The 24,158-nt window shown below is 55.5% G+C and carries 18 protein-coding genes and 1 pseudogene; 9 read left to right on the top strand and 10 right to left on the bottom strand.

All coding sequences use genetic code 11. The features are described 5' to 3' along the window. Positions 1-109 precede the first annotated feature (109 nt). The 6 genes from ACQKPZ_RS20210 to ACQKPZ_RS20235 form a co-directional block, all read right to left on the bottom strand. Entirely contained in the window at positions 110-1,039 is a 930-nt protein-coding gene (locus ACQKPZ_RS20210) for a FecR family protein (RefSeq protein ID WP_427541455.1), read from the bottom strand. Positions 1,040-1,044: 5 nt separating this feature from the next. Then, positions 1,045-1,542: an RNA polymerase sigma factor gene (locus ACQKPZ_RS20215; RefSeq protein ID WP_391132304.1), complete on the bottom strand. Its 498-nt coding sequence runs from the start codon at positions 1,540-1,542 to the stop codon at positions 1,045-1,047. Positions 1,543-1,770: 228 nt separating this feature from the next. Next, a complete protein-coding gene (locus ACQKPZ_RS20220; RefSeq protein WP_427541458.1) occupies positions 1,771-4,206 on the bottom strand; it encodes a TonB-dependent siderophore receptor in 2,436 nt (811 codons plus the stop codon). A 90-nt stretch (positions 4,207-4,296) separates the two neighbouring features. After that, positions 4,297-5,262: a FecR domain-containing protein gene (locus ACQKPZ_RS20225; protein WP_427541461.1), complete on the bottom strand. Its 966-nt coding sequence runs from the start codon at positions 5,260-5,262 to the stop codon at positions 4,297-4,299. Beyond that, the gene (locus ACQKPZ_RS20230) at positions 5,259-5,795 is read right to left on the bottom strand and encodes a sigma-70 family RNA polymerase sigma factor (RefSeq protein WP_427541464.1); all 537 of its coding nucleotides are present in this window, start codon (positions 5,793-5,795) and stop codon (positions 5,259-5,261) included. Before ACQKPZ_RS20230 ends, ACQKPZ_RS20225 begins: the two co-directional genes overlap by 4 nt. Positions 5,796-5,911: 116 nt before the next feature. Continuing rightward, the gene (locus ACQKPZ_RS20235; protein ID WP_427541467.1) at positions 5,912-6,841 is read right to left on the bottom strand and encodes a malate dehydrogenase; all 930 of its coding nucleotides are present in this window, start codon (positions 6,839-6,841) and stop codon (positions 5,912-5,914) included. A gap of 352 nt (positions 6,842-7,193) precedes the next feature. On the opposite strand from ACQKPZ_RS20235, the gene ACQKPZ_RS20240 reads away from it, so the two are divergent. The 5 genes from ACQKPZ_RS20240 (at position 7,194) to ACQKPZ_RS20260 (ending at position 13,060) form a co-directional block, all read left to right on the top strand. Further along, on the top strand, positions 7,194-8,579 hold the full coding sequence (locus ACQKPZ_RS20240) for a GntP family permease (RefSeq protein WP_427541470.1): 1,386 nt from the start codon (positions 7,194-7,196) through the stop codon (positions 8,577-8,579). An 82-nt stretch (positions 8,580-8,661) separates the two neighbouring features. Beyond that, positions 8,662-9,951, top strand: a complete 1,290-nt coding sequence (locus ACQKPZ_RS20245; protein ID WP_427541473.1) for an arsenic transporter — start codon at positions 8,662-8,664, stop codon at positions 9,949-9,951. 453 nt (positions 9,952-10,404) lie between these two features. After that, positions 10,405-11,388 (top strand): DUF1852 domain-containing protein, encoded by a 984-nt coding sequence (locus ACQKPZ_RS20250; RefSeq protein WP_427541476.1) that lies wholly within the window; start codon positions 10,405-10,407, stop codon positions 11,386-11,388. A 26-nt stretch (positions 11,389-11,414) separates the two neighbouring features. Then, complete coding sequence (locus tag ACQKPZ_RS20255) at positions 11,415-12,449, top strand: methionine synthase (protein ID WP_427541479.1); 1,035 nt, start codon at positions 11,415-11,417, stop codon at positions 12,447-12,449. A gap of 101 nt (positions 12,450-12,550) precedes the next feature. Further along, positions 12,551-13,060 carry a flavin reductase family protein gene (locus ACQKPZ_RS20260; RefSeq protein ID WP_427541482.1) on the top strand — a complete coding sequence of 170 codons (510 nt, stop codon included), beginning with the start codon at positions 12,551-12,553 and terminating at the stop codon, positions 13,058-13,060. 318 nt (positions 13,061-13,378) lie between these two features. On the opposite strand, the gene ACQKPZ_RS20265 is transcribed toward ACQKPZ_RS20260, so the two are convergent. Together ACQKPZ_RS20265 and ACQKPZ_RS20270 are read right to left on the bottom strand one after the other, a co-directional pair. Then, on the bottom strand, positions 13,379-13,606 hold the full coding sequence (locus tag ACQKPZ_RS20265; protein WP_427541485.1) for a hypothetical protein: 228 nt from the start codon (positions 13,604-13,606) through the stop codon (positions 13,379-13,381). 615 nt (positions 13,607-14,221) lie between these two features. Next, positions 14,222-14,449 carry a hypothetical protein gene (locus tag ACQKPZ_RS20270; protein WP_391132335.1) on the bottom strand — a complete coding sequence of 76 codons (228 nt, stop codon included), beginning with the start codon at positions 14,447-14,449 and terminating at the stop codon, positions 14,222-14,224. Between the two features lie 990 nt (positions 14,450-15,439). On the opposite strand from ACQKPZ_RS20270, the gene ACQKPZ_RS20275 reads away from it, so the two are divergent. The 4 genes from ACQKPZ_RS20275 (at position 15,440) to ACQKPZ_RS20290 (ending at position 21,273) form a co-directional block, all read left to right on the top strand. Next, positions 15,440-16,084: a hypothetical protein gene (locus tag ACQKPZ_RS20275; RefSeq protein WP_427541488.1), complete on the top strand. Its 645-nt coding sequence runs from the start codon at positions 15,440-15,442 to the stop codon at positions 16,082-16,084. Positions 16,085-16,520: 436 nt separating this feature from the next. After that, positions 16,521-17,660: a ComEC/Rec2 family competence protein gene (locus ACQKPZ_RS20280; protein ID WP_427541491.1), complete on the top strand. Its 1,140-nt coding sequence runs from the start codon at positions 16,521-16,523 to the stop codon at positions 17,658-17,660. Further along, complete coding sequence (locus ACQKPZ_RS20285) at positions 17,657-19,114, top strand: Hachiman antiphage defense system protein HamA (protein ID WP_427541494.1); 1,458 nt, start codon at positions 17,657-17,659, stop codon at positions 19,112-19,114. The genes ACQKPZ_RS20280 and ACQKPZ_RS20285 overlap by 4 nt, the downstream gene beginning before the upstream one ends. Further along, a complete protein-coding gene (locus ACQKPZ_RS20290; RefSeq protein ID WP_427541497.1) occupies positions 19,111-21,273 on the top strand; it encodes a DEAD/DEAH box helicase in 2,163 nt (720 codons plus the stop codon). Before ACQKPZ_RS20285 ends, ACQKPZ_RS20290 begins: the two co-directional genes overlap by 4 nt. A gap of 290 nt (positions 21,274-21,563) precedes the next feature. Here the strand turns inward: ACQKPZ_RS20290 and ACQKPZ_RS20295 are convergent. Together ACQKPZ_RS20295 and ACQKPZ_RS20300 are read right to left on the bottom strand one after the other, a co-directional pair. Continuing rightward, a pseudogene (locus ACQKPZ_RS20295) lies at positions 21,564-21,878 on the bottom strand (integrase domain-containing protein); the annotation flags it as partial. A gap of 895 nt (positions 21,879-22,773) precedes the next feature. Then, the gene (locus ACQKPZ_RS20300) at positions 22,774-24,096 is read right to left on the bottom strand and encodes a tyrosine-type recombinase/integrase (RefSeq protein ID WP_427541500.1); all 1,323 of its coding nucleotides are present in this window, start codon (positions 24,094-24,096) and stop codon (positions 22,774-22,776) included. Positions 24,097-24,158 lie beyond the last annotated feature (62 nt).

Genomic DNA, 24,158 nt, shown 5'->3' on the forward strand with positions numbered 1-24,158 from the left:
AAGGGCTGCAGAGCAGCCCCGGGGTTTCAGCGCAGATGCACAAATTGCTGGGGCTGCTTTGCAGCCCTTTCGCGACACAAGGCCGCTCCTACAGGGATAGCGCCAGCCCTCAGTCACGGGCCTTGAACACCAGCAGGTAACCTGTGTACCGCCGAATGCTCAGTGGAAACGCCTGTTCGAGGGTTGCCAAACCTTCATCCAGCCGGTCCAGCTGGAACGTGCCGCTGACTTTCAGCCCACGCAGTTGCTCATCGCCAATCACCAGCAACCCGGGCCGATAGCGCTCCAACGTCTTCAGCACCTGCGCCAGCGGGGCCTGCTCGAATACCAGCCGCCCCTGCTGCCAGGCCAGCGCACTGTCCACGTCCAGCCCATATCTGGCGGTCATTCGACCGGCATCACTGCCAACCGCCTCGCCGGCAGCAAGCTCAACCCGGGCCGCCGCATCGCTGACCGCCACCCGCCCACGCTGCACCACCACATCCACCGCCGAGCCCTCGCGGCTCACCGCATACACGGTTCCCAGCGCCGTGGCCTGCACCTCGCCGGCCTGCACGGTAAACGGCCGTGCCGGGTCGTGCGCCACTTCGAACACCGCTTCGCCCTTGCGCAAGACGATACGCCGCGAACGCTCACTCAGTTCGACATCCACCGCCGACTCGGCATCCAGGCTGATACGCGAGCCATCGCTCAACGCGACAACCCGGCGCTCCCCTACCCCGGTCCGGTAATCCGCCCCCCACTGCCCGTACCAGGCCAACGCCACGCCGACGCCCAGCACCAGCACCGCCGCACTGGCCAGCGCCCATTGCCGGGCCGGCGCACGCCGCCGCACCGGGGCCTGAAGTTGCCCACTCAACGCCCATAGCTGGCGCGCCTCGACAAACGCCTGCTGATGCTCCGGCGCCTGCGCGCACCAGGCCCGCGCCGCCTCCACATCGCCTGGTTGCACATCACCCGAGGTCAAACGCACCACCCAGGCATAGGCAGCCCGGCGTACGTCAGGTGAAGGGTCGAGGGGAGCAGAGGGCTTGTGCATAACCGTCAACGTTGCAAACTCTGGCCCAGAAAGTCCAGCGCGATGGCCAGCTGTTTCTCGACCGTGCTCACGGAAACGTCCAACTGTTCGGCCACCGCCTTGTGCGCCATACCCTCCAGGCGGCATAGCAGGAATATCTGCTGGCAGCGTGGCGGCAGGCGCTGCAGCGCCTCGGCCATCAACGCCAGCTCACGCCGGGCGGCAACCTCGGCGAAGGGCTCCGGGCTTTCGCCAGTGACTTCGTACAGGTAAGCCATGCCCTCGTCATGCTGCCCCCGCGTGCCGCGGCTGCGGGTGTGGTCGATGACCAGGTTGCGGGCAATGCGAAACAGCAGGCTGCGCAGGTTCAACACCGGGCCGCGAGGCGGCTGGCGCAGCATGCGCAGGTAGGTTTCCTGCACCAGGTCGGCGGCGGTGTCGGTGTTGCGCAGCTGCCGGTACAGGAAGGCGCGCAACTCCCCGGCATGGGCCTTGAAAGCCAGTTCCAGCTCTTCGGTCTTCATGCGTGAGGGCAACCCGGGCAGGGGAAGAAGGCGCTGACTTTAACGATAAGGGTTTTCATTTACAACCGGTCGTGACTGCGCCCTCTTCGCCTGTGGGAGCAACTGCCTTGTGCTACCTGAGCCGGCCTCTTCGCGGGTGAACCCGCTCCCACAGGGATCGCGTCAGCTCTCAGGTTTTGAGCAAGACAGTTGCGCCTACAAGGCCAGCGCCAGGTTCAGGACCCTGCATCAGAACCTCGCCCGCAACGCCAGGTTGAAATTGCGCGGCTCACCGTAGAAGTTCCAGTAGTTGAGGTTGCCCAGGGTCTGGTAGTACTTCTTGTCGAACACGTTATCCAGGTTGTACTGCACTTCGAGGTGCTTGTTGATCTCGTAGATCGCATGCAGGTTGGTCAGGTGGTAGGCGTCCTGCTGGATCTTGTAGCTTGCGCCGGCCTCGGTCTGGGTCATCTTGCTCTGGGCGTAGAAGCTGCCGCCCACTCGCAGCTGGTTGAGCGCCCCCGGCAGGCGGTAGTCGGTGGCGACCTTGAACAGGTGGCGTGGCGAGGCGCCGTTGAAGTCTTCGCCTTTCTGCTCACCAGCAATGTACTTGGACTGGGTATAGGTATACCCCGCCGACACGTTCCAGTCCGGCAGCACCTCGCCGGTCAACTCCAGCTCGATGCCTTTGTTGCGCACCTTGTCGGAGGCACGGTAGCAAGCAAAGGTCTGCGCACAGGTCACCCGTTCGGCACGGCCGGTCTGGTCGGCCTGGAACAGCGCGATGGAGGTTTGCAAGCGCTTGTCCAGGAACTCACCCTTCAAGCCGACCTCGTAGTTGCTGCCCGTCATCGGCAGGAGCGTGTTGCCATCCACATCCTGCGAACTCTGCGGCTTGAAGATTTCGGTGTAGCTGGCATAGGCCGACCAGTTTTCGTTCAGGTCCTGCACAAGGCCCGCATACGGGGTGACTTCGCCACTTTCGGAGAAGTGCTTGTGGTCGGTGGGTTCACGCACGCCATTGGTGTCGTCCAGCGAATCGTGGCTGTACCAGCTCCAGCGGCTACCGAGGATGAGCGTGGTGCTGTCGGTAAGGCTGAAGCGGCTGGCCGCATACACACCCTTCTGCTCCTGGGTACGGTTGTATTGCCACTGGTTGACGTTTAGTGCGGTCGGCTTGGGCGGGTCGAACGCGGCCAGGTTGTTCATGTCGACAATGTAGCGGTAGGTGGCATCGCGCCCGCCGTGGTAGTCGAAGTCGTCCTTGTTCCAGTTGCCGCCCACGATCAGCTCATGCTGGCGGCCCAGCAGCTGGAACGGGCCGGTGAAATAACCATCGATGCTGGTCTGGGTGTCGTCGAAGTGAAAGTGGCGCGGGTTGAGGGTGAACAGGTCGGTGCCACCACCCGGGTAGGTGTAGTTGCCCAGAAAGTCCGACTTGGCCCACATCTGGTTTACGGCCACCACGCCCTTCCAGCCGTTGGCAAAGGTGTGCTGGATGTCGGCGAACAGGGTGGTGTTGCGCTTGTCCAGGTGGTTCCAGTCGCCGGTCAGCGAGGTGGAACGCGAGATCGGGTAGAAGGCGCCGCTCTGCTGGCTGGGCAGGCCCGACCAGTCGTACCCGGAGTTGCGGTCCTTCTGGTAGGTAAACCCGATGGTGGCCAGGGTGGACTCATCAAGGTCGGCCTCGACAATGCCGTAGAACAGCTGGTTTTCTTTCTGGGCGGTGTCCAGGTAGCTGTTGGCGTTGTTGTAGGTGATGACCGAGCGACCGCGCAGGGTACCCGCGTCGTTCAGCGGCGCAGACAGGTCGACCATGGTCTTGTAGTCGTCCCAGGAGCCAACCGACGTTTCGATCAATGCCTGGGGCTCGGCCGTGGGCCGCTTGCGGACCAGGTTGATGGAGGCCGACGGGTTACCCGCGCCTTCCATCAGGCCGGTGGCGCCGCGTACCACTTCCACGCGGTCGTAGATGTCGGTGTTGGGCTTGGAGATGGTGTCCATCGAGTACGGGTTGCCAATGTTCGTCGGCACGCCATCGATCTGCAGGTTTTCCACTGTCTGCCCACGAGCCTGGTACAGCGAGCGCTCACTGCCGTTCTTGATGATGGTGACGCCGGTGGCATTGCGCATCACGTCATCGAGGTTTTTCATGTTCTGGTCATCCATGCGCTGGCGCGTGACCACGGTAACTGATTGCGGCGTTTCGCGCAGGCTCATCGGCAGCTTGGTGGCAGTGGACGAACGCCCCGTGGCGTAAGCCCCGGTGCCCTCGGTCAAGTCGCCCAGGCCTTGGCCAGAGATGGTGGTGGTGCCCAGTGTCAGCGCACCTGCTGCGGCCTCGGCCTGGCGCACCAGCTGGAATTCCCGTTCGCCCGTGCGCACGGCTTCCACGCCGCTGCCAGCCAGCATCTGCGCCAGCGCCTGTTCCACACTGGTAGCGTTGACTGCCTGGCTCTGCTTGTTGGCGGTGAGTGTGGCATCACCGCCGATCAAAAGCCCGGCCTGACTGGCCAGCAGGTTCAGTTGCCGCGCCAGCGGCCCGGCAGGAATGTCAAACACCACGCCTTGCGCCGCTACGCTGTTGCTGTCGGCCTGGGCGGCGGCAACGTGGCCACCAAGGGCAAGGAGAATGGCCAGGGCCAGCGGATGGCGGCGCAGGTAAGCAGGGTCGCGAAGCAGCATGAAGGGGTCCTTCCGTAAGCAGGATGAAGTAGCGTCATCCCACCAAGCGCATGAGCGTCGCAAAACCAGAAAAAGAATTTTGAAAATTTTTCAGCGCGCCTCGATCGAGACCCACCAAGGCAAGGTGCGCACCACCTGAATGGGCAACGCACGCTCGAGCATCGCCAGGGTGCGGTCCGTGTCCAGCAACGGGAATGTACCCACCGCACGCAAGCTGTTCAGCGCGGGGTCGATGCCCAGGTGGCCACGGCGGTAGTCACGCAGCACGTCGACTACCTGGCCCAATGGCATGTCTTCTGCCACCAGCACACCACGGCTCCAGTCCTGGCGCAGGGCTTGTGCAGCCGTCGACGCACCCGCCTGATGCGCGTCGAACACCAGCATTTGCCCGGCGCCCAGCGTGGTTTGCACACCGCTGCCGGAGCAGGTGGCCTGCACGGCGCCTTCGAACACACTCAAGGTGGTTGTGAGCCCCTGATCCCGCACGCTGAAGCGCGTGCCGAGCGGTTGCATGCGCCCCGCGCGCGTCGTGACGGCAAGGGGCCGAGGGTCGTTGCCGGTTTCGATCAGGATTTCGCCGCGGTACAGGCGCAGCTGCCGCACGCCCTCATCAAACTGCACATCCAGCGCCGTTTCGCCGTTCAGCCACAGCTGGCTGCCATCGGCAAGTGTCAGCGGGCGCACCTCGCCCAGGCCAGTGCGGTAGGTGGCAAACCAGGCGCGCGGCGAGTCCACCCAGCCCCGCTGCCAGCTGCCCCACCCCAACAACCCGGCAGCACCGGCCACGCAAAAGCTGCCCAGCACGGCCCGGCGAGACTGCTGGCCACGGCGAACGCTGTCGAACACTTGCCGCGCCTGCTCGGCCTGGCCGTCGAGGTTGCCAAAACGTTGGTTGATGTTTTCCACATAGGACCAAGCCAGGCGATGGCGCGCATCTTCGCCCAACCAGGCACGCCACTGTGCTTGGGTGGCGGGGTCGCCCGGCGCTGCGTGCAACCGCGCGAACCAGCCGGCAGCCGCTTGCAGCACGGCATGGTCGAGTTGGACCCGGCTCACGTCAGCGCGTCGTCCAGGTCCACTTCCAGCAGCAGGCACTGGTACATCGCCTGGGCGAGGTATGTGTTAACGCTGCGCTCGCTCACGCCCAACTGCTCGGCGATCTCGCGTTGCTTCATGCCCTGTAGCTGCGCCATGAAGAACGCCTCGGCCACCCGCTTGGGCATGCGCTCGAACATCGCCTGCAATTGCTCGAGTGTTTCGAGGATCACGGCCTGGTGCTCCAACGATGGCACCAGGTGCTCTGGCTGGGCTGCCAGCACCTCCAGGTAGGCCTGTTCCACTCGCCGCCGCCGCCAGAAGTCCACACAGGCATTGCGCGACATGCGCCCGAGGTAGGCGCGCGCGTGCTCGTGGTCGTTGAAGGCACGGGGTTTGGTCAGCAACCGCACGAACACATCCTGCGCCAGCTCCGCCGCATCATGGGCGTTGCCGAGCTTGCGCTGCAGCCACTGGCGGATCCAGCCGTGGTGGGCACGGTAGAGTGCCTCCAGTTCGAAACCAGGGGCTGGAGCACTGGGAGGGGCATTCATGGGGGGACGCCATTGTGCTAATAGGAATTATTAGCAATGGTAGCTTGGATGCATTCCGAGGGGCAATCCGCGCTGTCAGGGCGCCCTCACGCCGGCGATAAAGCCATGCCCTTCGCTCAAAGGGCCTTCATCTCGGCAATATCCCGTGCCACCTGATCGGCAGAATGGTCAAACATCGCCTGCTCCTGCGCATCCAGCGGCAACTCGATTACCCGCGTAAGCCCCGCGCCCGCCAGTACACAGGGCACGCCCATGGCGATGTCCTTGCGCCCGTACTCCCCTTCCAGAATCGCCACCGCTGGCAAGATACGGTTTCGTTGATTGGCGATGGCATCCACCATCTGCGCAATGGCCACGCCCGGTGCATCACAGGCGCTGCCCATCTTCTTCAACCCCAGGATCTCGCCGCCGCCTTTGCGCGTGCGCTCCACGATTTGCTCGATCTGGTCACTGGACAGGAAGTGGGACAACGGCACCGAGCCGATCTGGCAATAGCGCATCAACGGCACCATGCTGTCGCCATGCCCGCCCAGCACCAGTGCCGTGATGTCCCGTGCAGAAAACCCGGTTTGCTCGGCGATGAAACACTTCATGCGTGCGGTATCCAGCACCCCCGCCTGCCCGAACACCTTGTCGCGGCCAAGGCCGCTGAGGCTCCAGGCGCGGTAGGTGAGCACGTCGACCGGGTTGGACACCACCAGCACCGTGGCCGTTGGGGCATGGTGTTTGATGTCGGCCATGATGCCATCCAGTATCGGCAGGTTGATGCTCAACACATCCTGGCGCGACTGGCCGGGCTTGCGCGGCACGCCTGCGGTAATCACCACCAGCTCGGAGCCATCCAGCATTTCGGCCTTGGCGCCGCCGTAAACGCGGGTATCCGAGCCGGATTCCACAGCAGCCTGCCACACGTCCAGCGCCTTGCCCTGCGCCAGCTCACCCTGCACATCCATCAATACCAGCTCACGGCACAACTCATCGCGGGCGATGATCTGCGCCGCCGCTTCGCCGACCAGGCCGGCACCTATGATTGAAAGTTTGTTCACCTGACACCTCCCAGCGGCGCGCGCCACCAGGAACACGCCTGCGTATACAGGGAAGTATTGCCCGCCGGGGCTAAAAGGCCACCCGAAGGTGATGGCTGACAACCGCGCGCCCCTCCAGAGACGACCACCTGCCCTTGACAGTGCCCGGTCGCAACCGAAATACTTTGAAACGATTCATATAGATGACCAAATAACAAGGTGAATCGCTCCATGCATACCCCACCCAACCATGTTCATTTGCCGTGTGCGGAACCTCCATCCGTAGGCATCAGTGCCATTCCTCTCGACGTCGAACCGTTCGCCTTCAAATCCTGAGTGCCGCAAGAGCGCCTGCCCAACCGAGATTCCTTGCATGACTCCTTTAGATATACAGCTGTTGCTGACTGCCTTGGTCAGTGTCCTGGTACTGGTGGCGCTTATCGTGTCGCGCCTGAAGATGCACCCGCTGCTGGCCTTGCTGGTGGTGTCCATCGGCGTTGGCTTTGCAACCCGCATGGAGCCCGGCAGCATCGTCGCCCACCTGATCACCGGCGCCGGCAAGACCCTGGGCGCAGTCGGGGTGGTGATCGCGCTTGGCGCGATGCTGGGTAAGATCCTGGCTGACGCAGGCGTCACGGAGCAGGTCGCTGATGTGATCCTCAAACGCACGTCAGACCGCATGATCCCGTGGGCCATGATGCTGGTTGCCTTTGTCATCGGCATCCCCATGTTCTTCGAAGTGGGCCTGGTGATCATGCTGCCGCTGATCTTCAGCGTGGCGCGCAAGCTGGAAGGCAAGGCACGCTTCAAAGGCTCGGCGTATGTGTATGTAGGTGTGCCGGTAATTTCGGCGCTGGCCGCCATGCACGGCATGGTCCCGCCGCACCCTGGCCCCCTCACCGCCATCGCCGTGCTCAAGACGTCGGTTGGCCCCACCATGCTCTACGGCTTCCTTGCGGCTATCCCGGCAATGATCCTGGGTGGCCCGCTGTATGGCATGTTCATTTCCAAACGTATGAGCACACGGCCCGACCAGGCCTTGCTGGACCAGTTCACGCTGACTGAAAAAGCCGGCGACCAACCCCGCCCCGGCGTGTTCATCGGCATGCTGGCCGCGTTGCTGCCGGCAATCCTGATGCTGGTGCATGCCGTGGCCGAAATGCTGCTGCCCAAAGGCAATGCACTGCTGGAGCTGGCCAGCTTCCTCGGTAACCCGCTGATCGCCATGCTGCTGGGCGTGCTGTTCGCCGGCGCCAGCCTGGTACTGGCCCGTGGCGGTGACGCCGAACAACTGCGCGATGCGTTGGGCAAAAGCCTCAAGCCTATTGCCTCCATCATCATGATCATCGCCGGCGGCGGCGCCTTCCAGGAGCTGCTGACCAGCGCCAAGGTGGGCGATGCCATTGTGCACCTGACCCAGCAATCGGCCTTCCCGCCCTTGATCCTGGGGTGGCTGATTGCGATGTTGCTCTCGGTGTCTACCGGGTCCGCCACCGTGGGTATCGTTGGCGCTGCCGGCTTGCTGGCACCGCTTGCAGGTGCAGACCCCAGCCTCAACCTGCCATTGCTGGCCCTGGCCATCGGTTGCGGTTCGTTGTTCTTCAACTATGCCAACCATGCCGGCTTCTGGATGGTGAAGGAGTCGTTCGGCATGACCATGGGCGAAGCCACCAAGACCATTTCGGTGGTGCAGTCCATCGTGGCAGTGGTCGGTTTGATTGTGGTGCTGGTGTTGAATGCAGCTATCACTGTGGGTTAAAGCAGACTAAAACGACCAAGGTCGGCTTGCCTGCACGCAAGACCGCCCCATCCGCCAGGCTTCGTGCTGCTGAGGGTCACACATGCTCATCGCTGCCCTGATCTTCGTGTTCACCCTCACACTGGTCATCTGGCAACCCAAAGGCCTTGGCGTTGGCTGGAGTGCTGCTGCAGGCGCAACCCTGGCGCTGCTCACCGGTGTGGTCAGCCTGGGTGATGTGCCAGTGGTATGGCACGTGGTGTGGAATGCCACGGCCACCTTCATCGCGATCATCATCATCAGCCTGTTGCTGGACGAGGCCGGGTTTTTCGCATGGGCGGCCTTGCACATGGCCCGCTGGGGCCGGGGCAACGGCGGGCGCTTGTTCGCGCTGATGGTGCTGCTGGGCGCTGCGGTATCGGCACTGTTCGCCAACGACGGCGCGGCGCTGATCCTCACCCCCATCGTTATCGCAATGCTCACCGCCCTGCGCTTCAGCCCTGCTGCCACACTCGCCTTTGTCATGGCTGCGGGCTTTATCGCTGACACGGCAAGCCTGCCCATGGTGGTGTCCAACCTGGTGAACATCGTCTCTGCCGACTTCTTCGGGGTGGGCTTTGGTGCGTACGCCGCTGTCATGTGGCCAGTGAACCTGGTGAGCGTGGCCGCCACCTTGCTGATGCTGTGGCTGTTCTACCGCAAGGCCATCCCCGCCCAGTACGACCCAGAACAACTGGCCGCCCCCAAGCGGGCCATTCGGGACCAGGCCACATTCCTTGCGGGGTGGTGGGTGCTGGCCCTGTTGTTGGCCGGCCTGTTTGCGCTGGAGCCGCTCGGTGTACCCGTCAGCGTTGTCGCGACGCTGTGTGCCGTCATCCTTCTGGTCATCGCTGGCAAGGGCCACATCATCTCTACACGCAAGGTCATCAGGCACGCCCCCTGGCACATCGTGGTGTTCTCGCTGGGGATGTACCTGGTCGTGTACGGTTTGCGAAACGCAGGCCTTACCGATGCCCTTTCCACACTGTTCAGCTACTTCGCCGGGCAGGGCCTGTGGGCTGCCACGCTGGGCACCGGTATTACGGCAGCGTTGCTGTCCTCGGTCATGAACAACCTGCCCAGCGTGCTTATCGGCGCGCTTTCAATCCAGGGCAGCAATGCCACAGGCGTGATCCATGACGCGATGGTGTACGCCAACGTGATCGGCTGCGACCTGGGCCCGAAATTCACGCCCATCGGCAGCCTCGCCACCTTGCTGTGGTTGCACGTACTGGCGCAGAAGAACATCCGCATCACCTGGGGTTACTACTTCAAGGTGGGCACCCTGCTTACCCTGCCGATCCTGCTTGTGACCCTGGCCGCCCTGGCGTTGCGACTGAGCCTGCCCGCATAGGTGCCACCAAAGCTTGTCCCTGTGGGAGCAGGCAAGCCCGCGAAGGGCTGCAAAGCAGCCCCGATAAACCTGCCCGACAGGAAAAACCACCCGCCGGCACAAGGTTGGATTCGTGACGCGAGGCAGCGAAAGGCGCTGACTGGCTAGATAGCTGTAGGCGAGAGATCCATGCTCATGCTGGTATCAATCGAGATACGGTATTTCTTGGTGGCGCCAGCCTCCAGCACGAATGAACGCTCTTTCAGGCCCCCCCGCACAGGGTGGTGAGAATTTTTCAATCAAACCTAGCCTCATCATGAGCAGCGCTAAAAAATCTCTGAATTCAATTCATTAGCTATCGCTCTATAGCGCCTCCTAAAATGTATCTCAAATAGGCAGTGTAGTTCTGGTTAGCTGAACAATAGCGCTACAAGACGCACTGAATCCATTACGAGATCAGGGTAACAGGCCAAAATGAGCAATGACTTTGCATTTGCCATTAAGAGCATTTGTTTCGATGAAAACTATCAACCATCGAACAATACGCGCATAACCACCAACTTCGCCAACTTGGCGAGAGGGGCCAGCCGCCAGGAGAATTTGCGCAACACATTGAACATGATTGATAACCGCTTCAATGCGCTGGCGCACTGGGACAACCCCAAGGCTGACCGGTACTCGGTCGAGCTTGAAATCATCTCTGTCGAAATGAATATTGCTGCCGAACACAGCGATCATGCCCTACCCTTGATTGAAATCCTGAAAACCACCGTGGTTGACCGTCAAACCAACGAGCGCATCGCCGGAATGGTGGGTAACAACTTCTCATCGTACGTACGGGACTATGACTTCAGCGTGCTGTTGCTGGGCCATAACAAGGGGCAGGCTGATTTCAGCACACCGGATAACTTTGGCGACCTGCACGGCAAGCTGTTCAAGTCTTTTGTCAGCTCGGACGCTTACAAGGCGCACTTCAACAAGCCGCCTGTAATCTGCCTGAGTGTCTCCAGTGCCAAGACCTATCAGCGCACGGAGAACCAGCATCCGGTACTCGGTGCTGAATACCAGCAGGATGAATACTCCCTGACGGATGAGTATTTCAAGAAGATGGGCCTGAAGGTGCGTTACTTCATGCCACCGAACAGTGTTGCCCCCCTGGCCTTCTACTTTGCCGGTGACTTGCTGGGTGACTACACCAACCTGGAACTGATCAGCACCATCAGCACGATGGACACGTTCCAGAAAATTTACCGCCCTGAAATCTACAATGCGAACTCCGTAGCTGGTAAGTCCTATCAGCCCAGCTTGCAACACCAGGATTATTCGCTGACGCGAATTGTTTATGATCGAGAAGAACGTGGCCGGCTCGCTATTGAGCAGGGGAAGTTTGCCGAAGAGCACTTCATCAAACCTTACCACGCCATCCTTGAGCAGTGGTCTACCCGTTACGCCGCCTGAATCGCCCACGTACAAGGTCTTTTATTGTGAAAAAATTGCTCCCCACGTCCACTGCTGGCAGCTTGCCTAAACCTTCCTGGCTCGCAGAACCTGAAAAACTTTGGTCACCGTGGAAACTGCAAGGTGATGAACTGATCGAAGGCAAGCAAGACGCGCTGCGCTTGGCCTTGCAAGAGCAACAACACGCCGGTATCGACATCGTCAGCGATGGCGAGCAAACACGTCAGCATTTCGTCACCACCTTCATCGAACACCTCAATGGCGTGGATTTTGAAAAACGTGAAACCGTCAGGATTCGCGATCGCTACGATGCCAGCGTGCCAACGGTGGTGGGCGCCGTTGCCCGTCGCAAGCCCGTGTTCGTCGAAGACGCCAAGTTCCTGCGGCAGCAAACCTCGCAACCGATCAAATGGGCACTGCCAGGTCCCATGACCATGATCGACACGCTGTATGACGCGCACTACAAAAGCCGCGAAAAGCTGGCCTGGGAGTTCGCCAAGATCCTCAACCAGGAAGCTCGCGAACTCGAAGCGGCCGGTGTCGACATCATCCAGTTCGACGAACCTGCCTTTAACGTCTTCTTCGACGAAGTGAACGAGTGGGGTGTCGCTACGCTGGAGCGCGCCATCGAAGGCCTCAAGTGCGAAACCGCCGTGCACATCTGCTACGGCTACGGCATCAAGGCCAATACCGACTGGAAAAAGACCTTGGGCTCGGAATGGCGTCAATACGAAGAAGCCTTCCCCAAGCTGCAGAAGTCCAGCATTGATATCGTCTCGCTGGAGTGCCACAACTCCCACGTGCCCATGGACCTGATCGAGCTGATCCGTGGCAAGAAAGTGATGGTCGGCGCCATCGATGTGGCCAACCACGGCATCGAAACCCCGGAAGAAGTGGCAAACACACTTCGCAAGGCCCTGCAATTTGTAGACGCCGACAAGCTCTACCCATGCACCAACTGCGGTATGGCGCCCCTGCCGCGTCACGTGGCAAGAGGCAAGCTCAACGCGCTGAGCGCCGGCGCAGAGATTGTCCGTCAAGAGCTACTGAACAAGCGCTGAGCCTAAAGCAGCGAAGGTTCAGATGAAGTACAGCCCGAGTGATCGGGCTGACTTGGCTTACCCCTGCACTTTCGAGCGGTAATCAATACCCAGGACCCACTATGTCACTCCCCAGTACTGCTATCGAGCCGTTGAGCTTCCGCGAAGCGCTTGGGCACTACGCCTCTGGCATCACGGTGATTACAACGCACATCGACGACGAGCCGATTGGCTTTACTTGCCAGTCGTTCTACAGCGTGTCGATGAGCCCACCGTTGGTGTCATTCAGCGTCATGCGCAGCTCGGCCAGCTACCCTCGAATTCGCCAGGCCGGTCGGTTCGCGGTCAACATCCTGTCCGGTGAACAGGTCAATGTCTCCAACCAATTCGCCCGGCGAGGCACGGACAAGTGGCACGGCGTGGAGTGGCAGCAATCGCCTTTGGGTAATCCGGTAATCGCTGGCAGCTTGTACTGGCTCGATTGCGAAATTCACGCTGAGCACGAAGCGGGCGACCACCTGATCGTGATTGGTGAGGTGAAGGCGTTCAACTTGCAGAAAGCAGCTGATTCGCAGCCATTGCTGTACTTCAAGGGCCAATACCGCAACCTTGCCGAGGTCGTTGCGGTTTGAGCGTGCAGGATTGCAGCCTGGCGTTGTGCGGGTTGCGAGGCGCCAATACAGGGCCTTGGGCCAGCCAACCTAAATGCTCATGAAGCTTCGCCCATAAAGGCCACCCGCTCTCGATACGCCATGCATCAACGCACTTGGGCCATTTTCAAGTGGACGCTGATGATGACCTGCACGGTCCCTGTGGGAGCGGCCTTGCGTCGCGATGGGCTGCGCAGCAGCCCCATTCCCCGCCCTGACAGAAATCCCCTATAGCGGCCTACAGCAAAACGGGCCAGCTGCAACAGTGCTCTCTGGCCCATCGCTCATCAACACCAGCGCCTAACTCTCCGTCGCCTGGCCATTGCGCTCCATCACCTTCCCACACTGCTCACTGGCCAACCGGCTGATGATCCGGATTGCCTGATGGATACCAGCCGTGTTGCGAAAGCTCAGCCGCGGGTTGTGTTCGCATTCCAGCATTTCGTCGTGCTGGACCAGGGCCTCGCCTAGCAGTTCTAGGGTCCAGGCGTAGCTTTGGATGGTGGATAGGCGTTCTTGGTCAGACATGGCGGGCCTCCGGTTGGGCGGAGACAGCGTGGGGTTCACTGATAGTGAAACCACTGGGGACCGCCGAGTAACGACGGAGGAGAACGGATGCGAGGATCTGTAACGGATTTACGGTGGTCATGCATGAGTTCCTTTCGTGATGGAACTGCCACCGCTCGCGGCCAAGCAAGTTAAGGTGGCAGCAGTACGCGGGTTGGCCGACCGGGACGAAAGGAGCCCGGCACACCCGAAGGTGTCCCGCGCACCACCGCCATAACGCGACATCGCGGGCACAAAAAAAGCGCCTGCGATGAAGATGGGGAGCTGATGCGCCTTTCGATTCCGACCGGCCAAGGTCGCATCACCGATGCTTCGGCGACGGAGGGACTTTATTCCTGGGTGGCCGTTTTCGCAAGTTTCTCAAGGTATGAAAGGGCTGCCCGCGCCGTAGGAAACGACCTGCCACAGGTAACGCCCCGCCCAGACATACGCGGTTGGTGTAGGAGCTGGCTTGCCTGCGATGGGCTGCGCAGCAGCCCCGTACTCCGAGCCGGCAGGAAGAACCCGCTAGCGGCCCTCAACAGGAACGGGCCAATCGGAACTCCGATATCTGGCCCCTCCATCGACGGTCTTCGCCTACCCCTCCAACTCTTGACCGTGCCGCTCCATCACCTTCCCGCACTGCTCACTGGCCAACCGGCTGATGATCCGTATCGCCTGATGAATCCCGGCCGTGTTGCGAAAGCTCAGCCGCGGGTTGTGTTCGCATTCCAGCATTTCATCGTGCTGGACCAGGGCTTCGCCTAGCAGTTCTAGGGTCCAGGCGTAGCTTTGGATCGTGGATAGGCGTTCTTGGTCAGACATGGCGGGCCTCCGGTTTTGTGGAGACAAGGCGCGGGTTGCTGATGGTGACGTCACTGAGGGCCGCCGAAAAACGACGGTGGAGAACGAATGCGGGGATCCCGAACAGACTTGAAGTGAGCATGCATGCGGTCCTTTTCGATTGAAGCACCACGCTGACCGTCGCCAAACGGTTAGGGTGGCAGCTGTACGCAGGTTGGCGAACCGAGGAAAAGGAACTCGGCAGACCCGAAGGTCTCCCACGCACAGCCGCCATTACACGAAACTGCGGACGCAAAAAAAGCGCCTGCAATCGTGGTCGGGGGCGCCGATGCGCCTTTTCGTTCGGGTCGCCAAACCCGGTCGCGGAATTGGCCGCGACTGTAGAAAGGTATCGCTGTGAGAGCTCTGATGCAAGGTTCGTGTTGTGTGAATGGTCGTGGAGATCTGTAGGCAAAAGACAGTCGAAGGGAGTGCATGCTGAGGTGCCAAAATTGACAATTTGAGCGTTGCGGAGACAGGAGTCGTATCAGAACAAAACATACTGAATTTATTAGATATTATCTAGTGGGTTAAAATTCTTTATCTCTAAAATTACCCCGTAGCTATCATTTTTGATCGCGTTTACCACGCAACACGCCATCACATCGACTGACCAAAGCCTACCACCCTTGCACCACTGGCCAGGTCGAGTGCTTGAACCGCACGATCAAGGACGCCACGATTAAGAATCGTCCACTATCCTGACTTCGCTGCGCTGAGGGCGAGCATGCTGGCCTCCATGACAGCTTCCAACTTCGCCAGACACCTCAGGGTCTTGCGATGGAGCACTCCCGTCAAGGTTATCTGTAGGCCTGAACGAAAAGTTCCGAGCGAATCACTATGAATCTGCATCATCTAATTCCGTGACCGTACACCTATGACGCCGACAAGAGGGTTTTTCGTACGGCTTGTGGAAAAGGCAATTTGCCACTACCTTAGACAGTCACGAATTTCTCAAACAAGGACAGCATAGTGAAATCTAGAAACCTATACACAATCCATGATGTGATCGTCCGAGACTATTCGGTTAGCCAGCTTCCAACTGGAAAATTTCTGCACCAGTTCAAGCCTCAGACGACAGATACTCTTTACCAGTTTGAAACCAACAGCAGTAATGTCGAGCTAGTCAATGGCGACCGCTACAATATTGGATTCACCACTGACACTGATGGAAGAAATATCATCGAGCCTTCTGCCCTCGGAAGAGCGGACACCGTGAACAAGCTACTTAGCTATTCTGCGGCCAAACACTTTTCGCAAGATAAGTTGGTAGAGAACAAGGGTAAGAATGACGATCGCGTAAGACATAGGGCAACCGATGGATATTATTGGGGGCGAAAATACGCTTGGCGACGATTCGGGCTGGTCATAGCCAAAGGTGCGTTCTATAGCTATTTAGAAGAGATTGCTCATCCGTTTGTACCGTGCAGGACAATCAACGACGATATTGGCATTCACTCTAACGAAGAGTCGATTGCGTACAAGGAAGAGGGCCTAGAGGAAGCAATGGATGCTTTGATCGATACAGCTGTGAAGGCTGGCCGTTACTTCGAGTCTCCGCGCTACAGCAAGAAGTTCCAAATCCGCCCAATTAATGCAATATCTGACAAAAAATAACTAACCCGCCTCCATAAGGTCATGTGTCCGCACACCAAATGGGGGCGGCAGGAGCAATAACCGGAATGACCAACTGAATTCTTATTAAGTTTATAACAGGAGCGCTGCGTTGGCAGAAGTTTCAATCGAACCATTAGCTCCTGTCGACTTGCGTCTCTACACCGCTTCAGCAATGCATCGATGGCCATGCTGCTTGTAACTTATGATTGAACATGACGTATTAACAACTTATCTAATATAGCCAAACACCCGCCTCATACGTTCTAATCTAGGTGATCTCGACACCCTATTGTTAGGTCGCCGCCACCGGGTCGTGACCACGACTCTGATCAACCTCAACGAGATCATCACAGATCTTGCGGCATCCAGAGCTGGCTCGTCATCACAACAAATTCAATGCCCGTAGTGCTACAATGATGGCACCAAGGCATCACGAATGGCGAAAATGTTAAAACTAAGAATGCATAAGGCGGGAAATGGAGACTGCATCTCTATAATTACCGAATCTGAATTTATTTTGATTGATGGTGGTACTGCACAATCATTTGACAACTGGAAAGATCAAGTTATTGGACAGACAACCAAAATAACAAAGCTAATTGTCACGCACATAGATAACGACCATGTAAATGGGGTAATCAAACTTCTCGAGCATGCGCAGTGCCCTGAGATTGAAAGCATCTTATTCAACGGCGCCGAGCAATTGATCGGTAGCCTGGAAATTAACAACCCCACGACCCCTCATATAGACCGGAAGCTGCAAGCTCTAGCTAGTGAATTATCTGTATCCGATGATAAGACGAAAATAGGATATGCTGAAGGAACATCACTATCCTATCTGCTTAGCTCTAAGAACTTAAAGTGCAATCATATAGTCGGAGGACAAGCCATTTACAGAGAGAACCTGAAAAGCTTCGAAACAGGGGATATTAAATTCACCACCATCGGCCCAGAAAAGTCCTCACTACCTGAAATCACAGAAAGCTGGGAGAATAAACTAAACGAAAGACGAATCAAGCCAAAAATAATAAACAAGGTGTATTATGACGCATTTGAAACGTATATTACCAGCATTAAAGACTTGGCGCCCATTAGCAAAATATCAAACACAGATTTATATACCATCGAATCATTAGCCAATGAGCCGTTTGCAGAGGATACGTCAGCGACCAACCGAAGTAGCTTTTCGTTTTTAATAGAGCACCAAGGGAAAAGAATTTTATATCTTGGGGACTGCCATGCAGAGACTGTTATTTCTTGGCTAGACAGTTGCGGGATAGAAACAATAAAAGTAGATGCTGTGAAAATATCTCATCATGGTAGCAAGAATAACACCAGCAGGACGTTACTAAAAAGAATCGACAGCCCTAGGTATATGATTAGCACTAACGGTAAATCACATGGGCACCCGAATTTAGAAACGTTAGCTAGAATTGCTGAGGAAAATAGAGCAAGAAACACAACAATCATGGTCAACTATAACCTTGACAACATTCCAGCATGGTTTACAGAGCAGCTCAAGGCAAATTATTCAAATATAACTCTTGAAATGGACATCTACGAGATTGAGTTATGAGCACCGGAATTCCTAGCGAATACAACTTAAGCTCAATTTATATCATCGAATCTGTCGAAAGCGATGAAGAGCAAACAAGAAAAGTGGCGAGAGGAACTTGTTTCTCGATCTCTCCAAGCCTACTTCTTACTGCGTACCATGTCATCTCCAACGAAGGCAAGATAAAAATATACTTCTCAAGTGATGACTATGCTCGTGGACAATACATTTGCGCAAAATGCATTCACTGGAATGAGAATAGCGACTTTGCCATTCTGGAAATAGAGAGCTCTGCAGGTAGTTTTATCGACCTATATTCAGCCAGCGTTAATTTAGATACCGAAGTCAAATCTTGTGGATACCCAATTGAGAAAGAACACTATCACGCGCCAATAAAAGTTAGAATTACCAATTCATTTGAAAACATAACTAGCAGGGAGTATAGCTTCGAGGTCTCTCAGTCCGATACCATTAGCGCGTATCGAGGAATGTCGGGATCACCTGTATTATACGATGGATCATGCATTGGCGTTTTGTTGGTGCAGCAAGGTACCAACACGCTTTACGCAGTATCACTTAAAGATATCCTTAGCGATACTTCCGCACACAAAATAATAACAAAATCAATAACCAACATAAAAATCCAAGATGGCATAAATTATGAGCCTCCTAAGCACCCTCCCTCCCCATTCAAATACTGCATAAATTGCAATGTAGAACAGCCAAATATCAAAGGAGTTGATATTGGGTTTACTATGAAAACTTGGAACATAAATAACCTTACAGAAGCAGTATACGATTGGATAATAGACTACTGCTTATCACACAAAGAGAAAGCCAACTTCACTGGAGCCAAGAGAAGCCTATTTAAGTATGCCAGAGCCAATTACCCCAGTCACGACATAAATGCTCTTGGCGATCTTTTCTTACATATCGCTATCCGGGACTCGTATAAAACCATCCCTGTCATGAATAAAGTTTTTGACGCCAACAATAAAACATTTTCATGCACGCATGCAGTATTAAACCTTGACACCATAGAGCTATGGATCGGTGCATCATCAGTTAGTACGAATATTGAAGATGCAGTAAAGATTGCTATTGAGAACATAGAATACATTGCAAACATAACAACTTTAAAGCACCGATTATACACACTCACGGCAGAAATTGATGACTCATGGCCGCACGTTGATAAACTGAAAAGACTGGCAAACTCAAATCTAAGCCTAGACGACCGCTTCGATAAAATAATTATACCGGTCTTCCTCATGCATGATAGCTTGATAATAAAAGAATACGACAAAAGCTTATTTATCGAACTATTTAACAGAAAAATACAGTATTGCAGAAGTATTCTTGCGGACGGCATAAACCCCAACTTAATAGACCTGATAGATTTAAGGATTTTTTATTTTCCTGTGTCAGATATTTCTATCGTGCATTCCGCGCTGTTGCAGGAGCTAAACTCATGAGCACCTGGTACCAAGAATCAAAATCTAAGATCGACGACCCTAACTACAACCAGTGGGATAGCTTCCTTGCATCTCTTGTAAATGAATATAATGGTCACAAGCATATCCATCTCGTTCAAGACATTGTCATCAGAGCTTTAGAAAGAAAGGATGAAATACAAAATGCCTTCATCCTAGATCACCTATTAGGTGAGTTAGGGCTCTACCCATACATTGATGACAAAAAAAATTCTAGCAAAGATAAGCTGCGACGCCTTCTGTTTACTACACCTCAAGACGAAAGCAAGACGTTTCATATTCGTCAGGCCGAGGTTTTCCACAGAATAATCAATGGTGAGAACATTATTCTGAGTGCGCCAACCAGCTTTGGGAAAAGCTTAATCATTGAAGCTTTGGTTGCCACTCACGAGTTCGACAATATTGTAGTTGTCGTACCTACCATCGCATTAATGGATGAATTAAAGAAAAAGCTGCACAAATACTGCGACCATTACAAAATTATTACTCAAGTAGCACAAGAAGCAAGCTTAAAAAACATCTATATCCTGACCCAGGAACGAGTGCTTGAACATAACGATTTAAGCTCGACTGACTTCTTCATCGTAGACGAATTTTACAAACTAGCGCCAACTAGTAGCAATGATGAAAGATGTGATCGCTTGAACTTGGCATTCAAAAAACTCTACGCTAGATGCAAGCGTTTCTACATGCTTGGGCCCAGGATAAATGGCCTGGCATCTGGGATTGAAGAGGAGCTTAGATGCACATTCTTGAAGTTTGACTCGTATGCTACGGTAGCAACCAACGAGTTTTTCTATCCGCTGAACACCAAGGGCAAAGACTCGGAAGTAGACTTAGAAAGAGACGAAATTCTTTTAAAAATTTTGAAGTCAAAAGCGCGTAATGAGCAAACTGTAATTTACTGCAAGTCACCAAAAAGGGCGAGTTCTTTGTTGGTAAAGCTGCTCGATTCCGACTTATTTGCCCCCACCCCAAGCAACAAAGAATTTTCAACTTGGCTTGCAGAAAACTTTCATCATGAATGGTCGCTGATTGATGGGCTTAACCATGGCATTGCTTATCACCATGCTCAATTACCCAGAGCGGTAGCAGCTCTGATAGTTGATTACTTCAACGATTCAAAAATCAACATTCTTATCTGCACATCCACACTAATTGAAGGTGTGAATACCAACGCAAAAAATATCATAATATACGATGACTGCATAACAAAAAGAACCAAGCTTGACATGTTCACATTCAACAACATATCTGGAAGATCCGGCAGGATGTTTGAGCATTTCGTAGGAAATGTATACATTCTTGGTGACAAACCACAAACTGAATTACCTTTTATAGACATGCCTATTGTCACACAAAGTGATAATGCATCTGACTCCCTCTTGCTCCACATGGGAGCAGAAGTAAACGAGCCAAACAGAGAGAAAATTAGAAGATATTATGAACAGGATGTCATTCCAGTCCCATTACTTCTAAAGCATCAAGGAATAAATCCAAGCAAGCTAATTAACTTTGCCAGCAGCTTGATTGATAAATGCGGTGCTTGGAACAGACTCATGTGCTGGGATGGTATTTATCCAGACCAATATCAACTGCAGCATTTGTCGATGATACTATTTGAGTACTTCAATGTGTCTGCAATGGGCGGCGGAACTGTACGCACTCAGAAGCAACTTAACAGAAAACTGATTGATGTCATAAACAAGGTAGACGACAAAGCCCTGATCCTGCAGGATTATGAATTCTGGAGGAAAGGTACAAGCAACTACAACATTGATGACGCAATACAGTCTGTATTTAATTTCAAGAAAAATTTAGTAAGCTACAACCTGCCAAAATTGATTTACGCAATTAGTGACGTTCAGGAACTGATATTTAAGCGGTTTTCTTATCCTTTTGGCGACTATAAGTCTTTTGCCTCAACATTAGAAAATTTCTACTTCCCAGCGCCCGTAAGTTCTTTGGAAGAGTTTGGGATTCCTAATCAGATCACAAAAAAAATATTAACGCACAATGACTTTGATGGCATGAACATAGATCAGTACTTGGAAGAAATTAAGACGGCTTTAGGAGGGGACCTTCCTTATCTGACGGAATTTGAGACGTCGCTAGTGAAGAGTGCTCTGTATTTTTCTTGACATTTAAATGTTTATCGCGCAGAACTCAACATGTTCCATGCTCGCTTCGGAGCAACTGCAGAGGGCTGCGAGAAGGAACTCGTGAAAACAGCAATTTATCAGCCCGTTCGGCTCCGACTGAGGTCATGAAGGAGCCGCTCGTGCCTCCTCAACACAAAAGTAAGATTTTTGTATATTGGGCATGCAGATCTCAAAAAAACTAAAGCGAAGAGTAGCTATCAAACCTGGGTGACATCGATGAGAGTCATATGGTGGGAAGAATCGCCTCTAGTTTGGGCCATCTTTTGGCGCGCCGCCATGGCCCTGTTAACGCTGGATAGCCGATTTTGTACGGCGCTGACGGCGACGTCACCGCGCCCAACCACGTCGCGCAGATACGCCGCATAGTCGGCCAACACCTTCCGATCAATCTGCCGCGCATCATTAATGCCGGGCCCCTACTTGGAGCGGCACCAGTTCACGAATGCCAACCACCTATCACTGTGCGCCTTGACCGTGCCGTAGTGACCGCCGCCAAACATAACTTTCAACGCTTGCGGCCCCGCGTAGCTCAACTGCCTACCGTAGCCGAAATTGCGGCCATCGCGTCTACCCACCAATGCCATATCGATCACCTCACCTACTGCTCTCCAGTCCTTGCCCCACGTCATCCCGCCAAGAATGCTGAGTGTTATCAGGGATCAAGGCCCCTGCGGCCTGTGGGGAATGTCCACTACGCGGGACTGGCGGCTCCTTACAACCGGGAGCAAGGGCATCTCATGATCTGGCCTCCTGAACACCGTTACCGGTGGGCGGGTGGAGGCAGCACTAGCTGACGAGACCAGCGCCTGAAGATCCTGAGCCAAGTGCAAGCAGCAATGCGATGACTGGGGCATGCCTGACTGTCAGTCAGGTGCAGTCCATTCCGTGGTCTGCAGCACCATCATCTGCATCGCTGTTGCTGGTGACATCGGCGTTTGTCGCACCGATTGTCACGAGGGGGATTGCCGCAAAGCCATGTGCTATCAGGGCTGCAGCAGTGGTAGAAGTGCCCGTCTCTTTTCAGGAAAAGAGACGGGCACAGCTTGGCGCAAGATTCGGCCAAGCGGATAGGTTGCTGCAGGGCAGCGAGGTACGTTGTGTCTGGCGCACGAGCGCCATATGTGTAAGAGCATCCATCACATGGGTAGTGACCGGGCGAGCTGCCGGATGCGAATCGCCCTTGGGGAGAACCACCGCGGGAGCGGCGTGACCTTGAAGGTTCGGGTCACCTGGGGTGCTGTCAACGACAGCCTTTGCACTGTCTTTTCTACGCCCGCAATCCGAGAGGGTCAAGCGACACGCCCGCTGGAATTTTCGACTAAAAATGGCATTGGGCGTGTACGGAATCACGTGGTTTCCAGTGGCCAATTGGGTGCTTTTGATTTTTTAGGTGAGGTCCATCCAAACAGGGCGGCTTTGCAGCCCTGTTTGGATGGACCTGCATGAAAAGCGGATCATCGAAATTTCAAAGCCGTGCGCTCACTCGACTGCGCCACGCCTTGCTCTTAGGCTAGAAACGTTTGCCCCGGTCTGATTCGCGAACTCATGCGGCGAGATATGCTCCTGCCGATTCGCTTCGAGGTAGCGGCTCCACCAACTCATGATCATTCGACGTTCCTCCAGGAACTCGGCCTTGTGGATATACGCCGCTCGAACGTTGTTGCGCTCCCTGTGGCTCATCTGCCGCTCGATAGCCGTCTCCGACCACAGCCCGGATTCAACCAAGGCACTGCAAGCCATGGACCGGAAGCCATGCCCGCAGATTTCGGTCTTGGTGTCGTAGCCCATGTTCCGCAAAGCGCTGTTGACCGTGTTCTCGGACATAGGCTTCCACGAGCGAGCGTCACTGGTGAATACCAAATCGAAGTATCCCGTGATCGCATGAATCTGTTCGAGCAACGCCACCGCTTGTGGTGATAGGGGAACCAGATGGATGTCGCCTGCCATCTTCGTTCCTCTGGTCGAATACGGAACACCGTCCAACGCGGGCCGCGTGTCAGGTATTTCCCAGATACCGCGCTTCAGGTCGAACTCACTCCAACGTGCGAAGCGCAATTCGCTGGAGCGTACGAACACATGCAGCGACAGCATGACTGTCAGCCGAGTGAGCGTGCGCCCTTTGTAGTTCTCGATGCGGTCCATCAACTCAGGCAGACGTGACAGCGGGAGTGCAGGCCGGTGCGTAACCCGTGGCGCGCTGATGAAGCCTTCAAGGTCATATGCTGGGTTCACCGTGATCAGCCGTAGCCGCTTCGCCTCACGCATGATGCTCTGAAGGTAGTTTTGTACCCTTAACGCCACATCGATCGTGCCGCGCTTCTTGATTGCCTCAAGCGGCTGCATGAGATCGAAGGTATCCAGATCAACGATGGCGCGTGCGCCTAGCAGCGGGAATACGTGAGTCTTCAAACGACTCAGCACGGTCCTGGAATGGCCAGGCGCCCACTTCACGGACATTTCCTTATGCCAGTCCAAGGCAACGCGCTCGAATGTGTGGCCTCTGACAACCGCCTCGGCCTTGGCCTGTTGCTTGGATTCAATCGGATCGATGCCCTCAGCCAGCATCCGCTTGGTCTCCAGACGCTTCTGCCGAGCATCTGCGAGACCAATGACGGGATAGTTGCCAAACGAGGTCAGCCCCTCTCGCCCATCCGGTTTCACATACCGAAAGCGCCAGCCTTTGCGTCCATTGGGGTAAACGAGGAGGTAAAGACCGTCACCGTCAAAAAGCTTGTAGGGGCGGTCAGTAGGTTTGGCCGAACGGCATGCGGTGTCGGTCAGGGGAGCAGTAGTACGAGCCATAAGGGTAAACCCCTTTATCGAATCGACTTTATCCCAAACGTTACCCCTAAATCGGCTGGCAG

The organism is Pseudomonas sp. NPDC089547, assembly GCF_050280665.1.
GTDB lineage: Bacteria > Pseudomonadota > Gammaproteobacteria > Pseudomonadales > Pseudomonadaceae > Aquipseudomonas.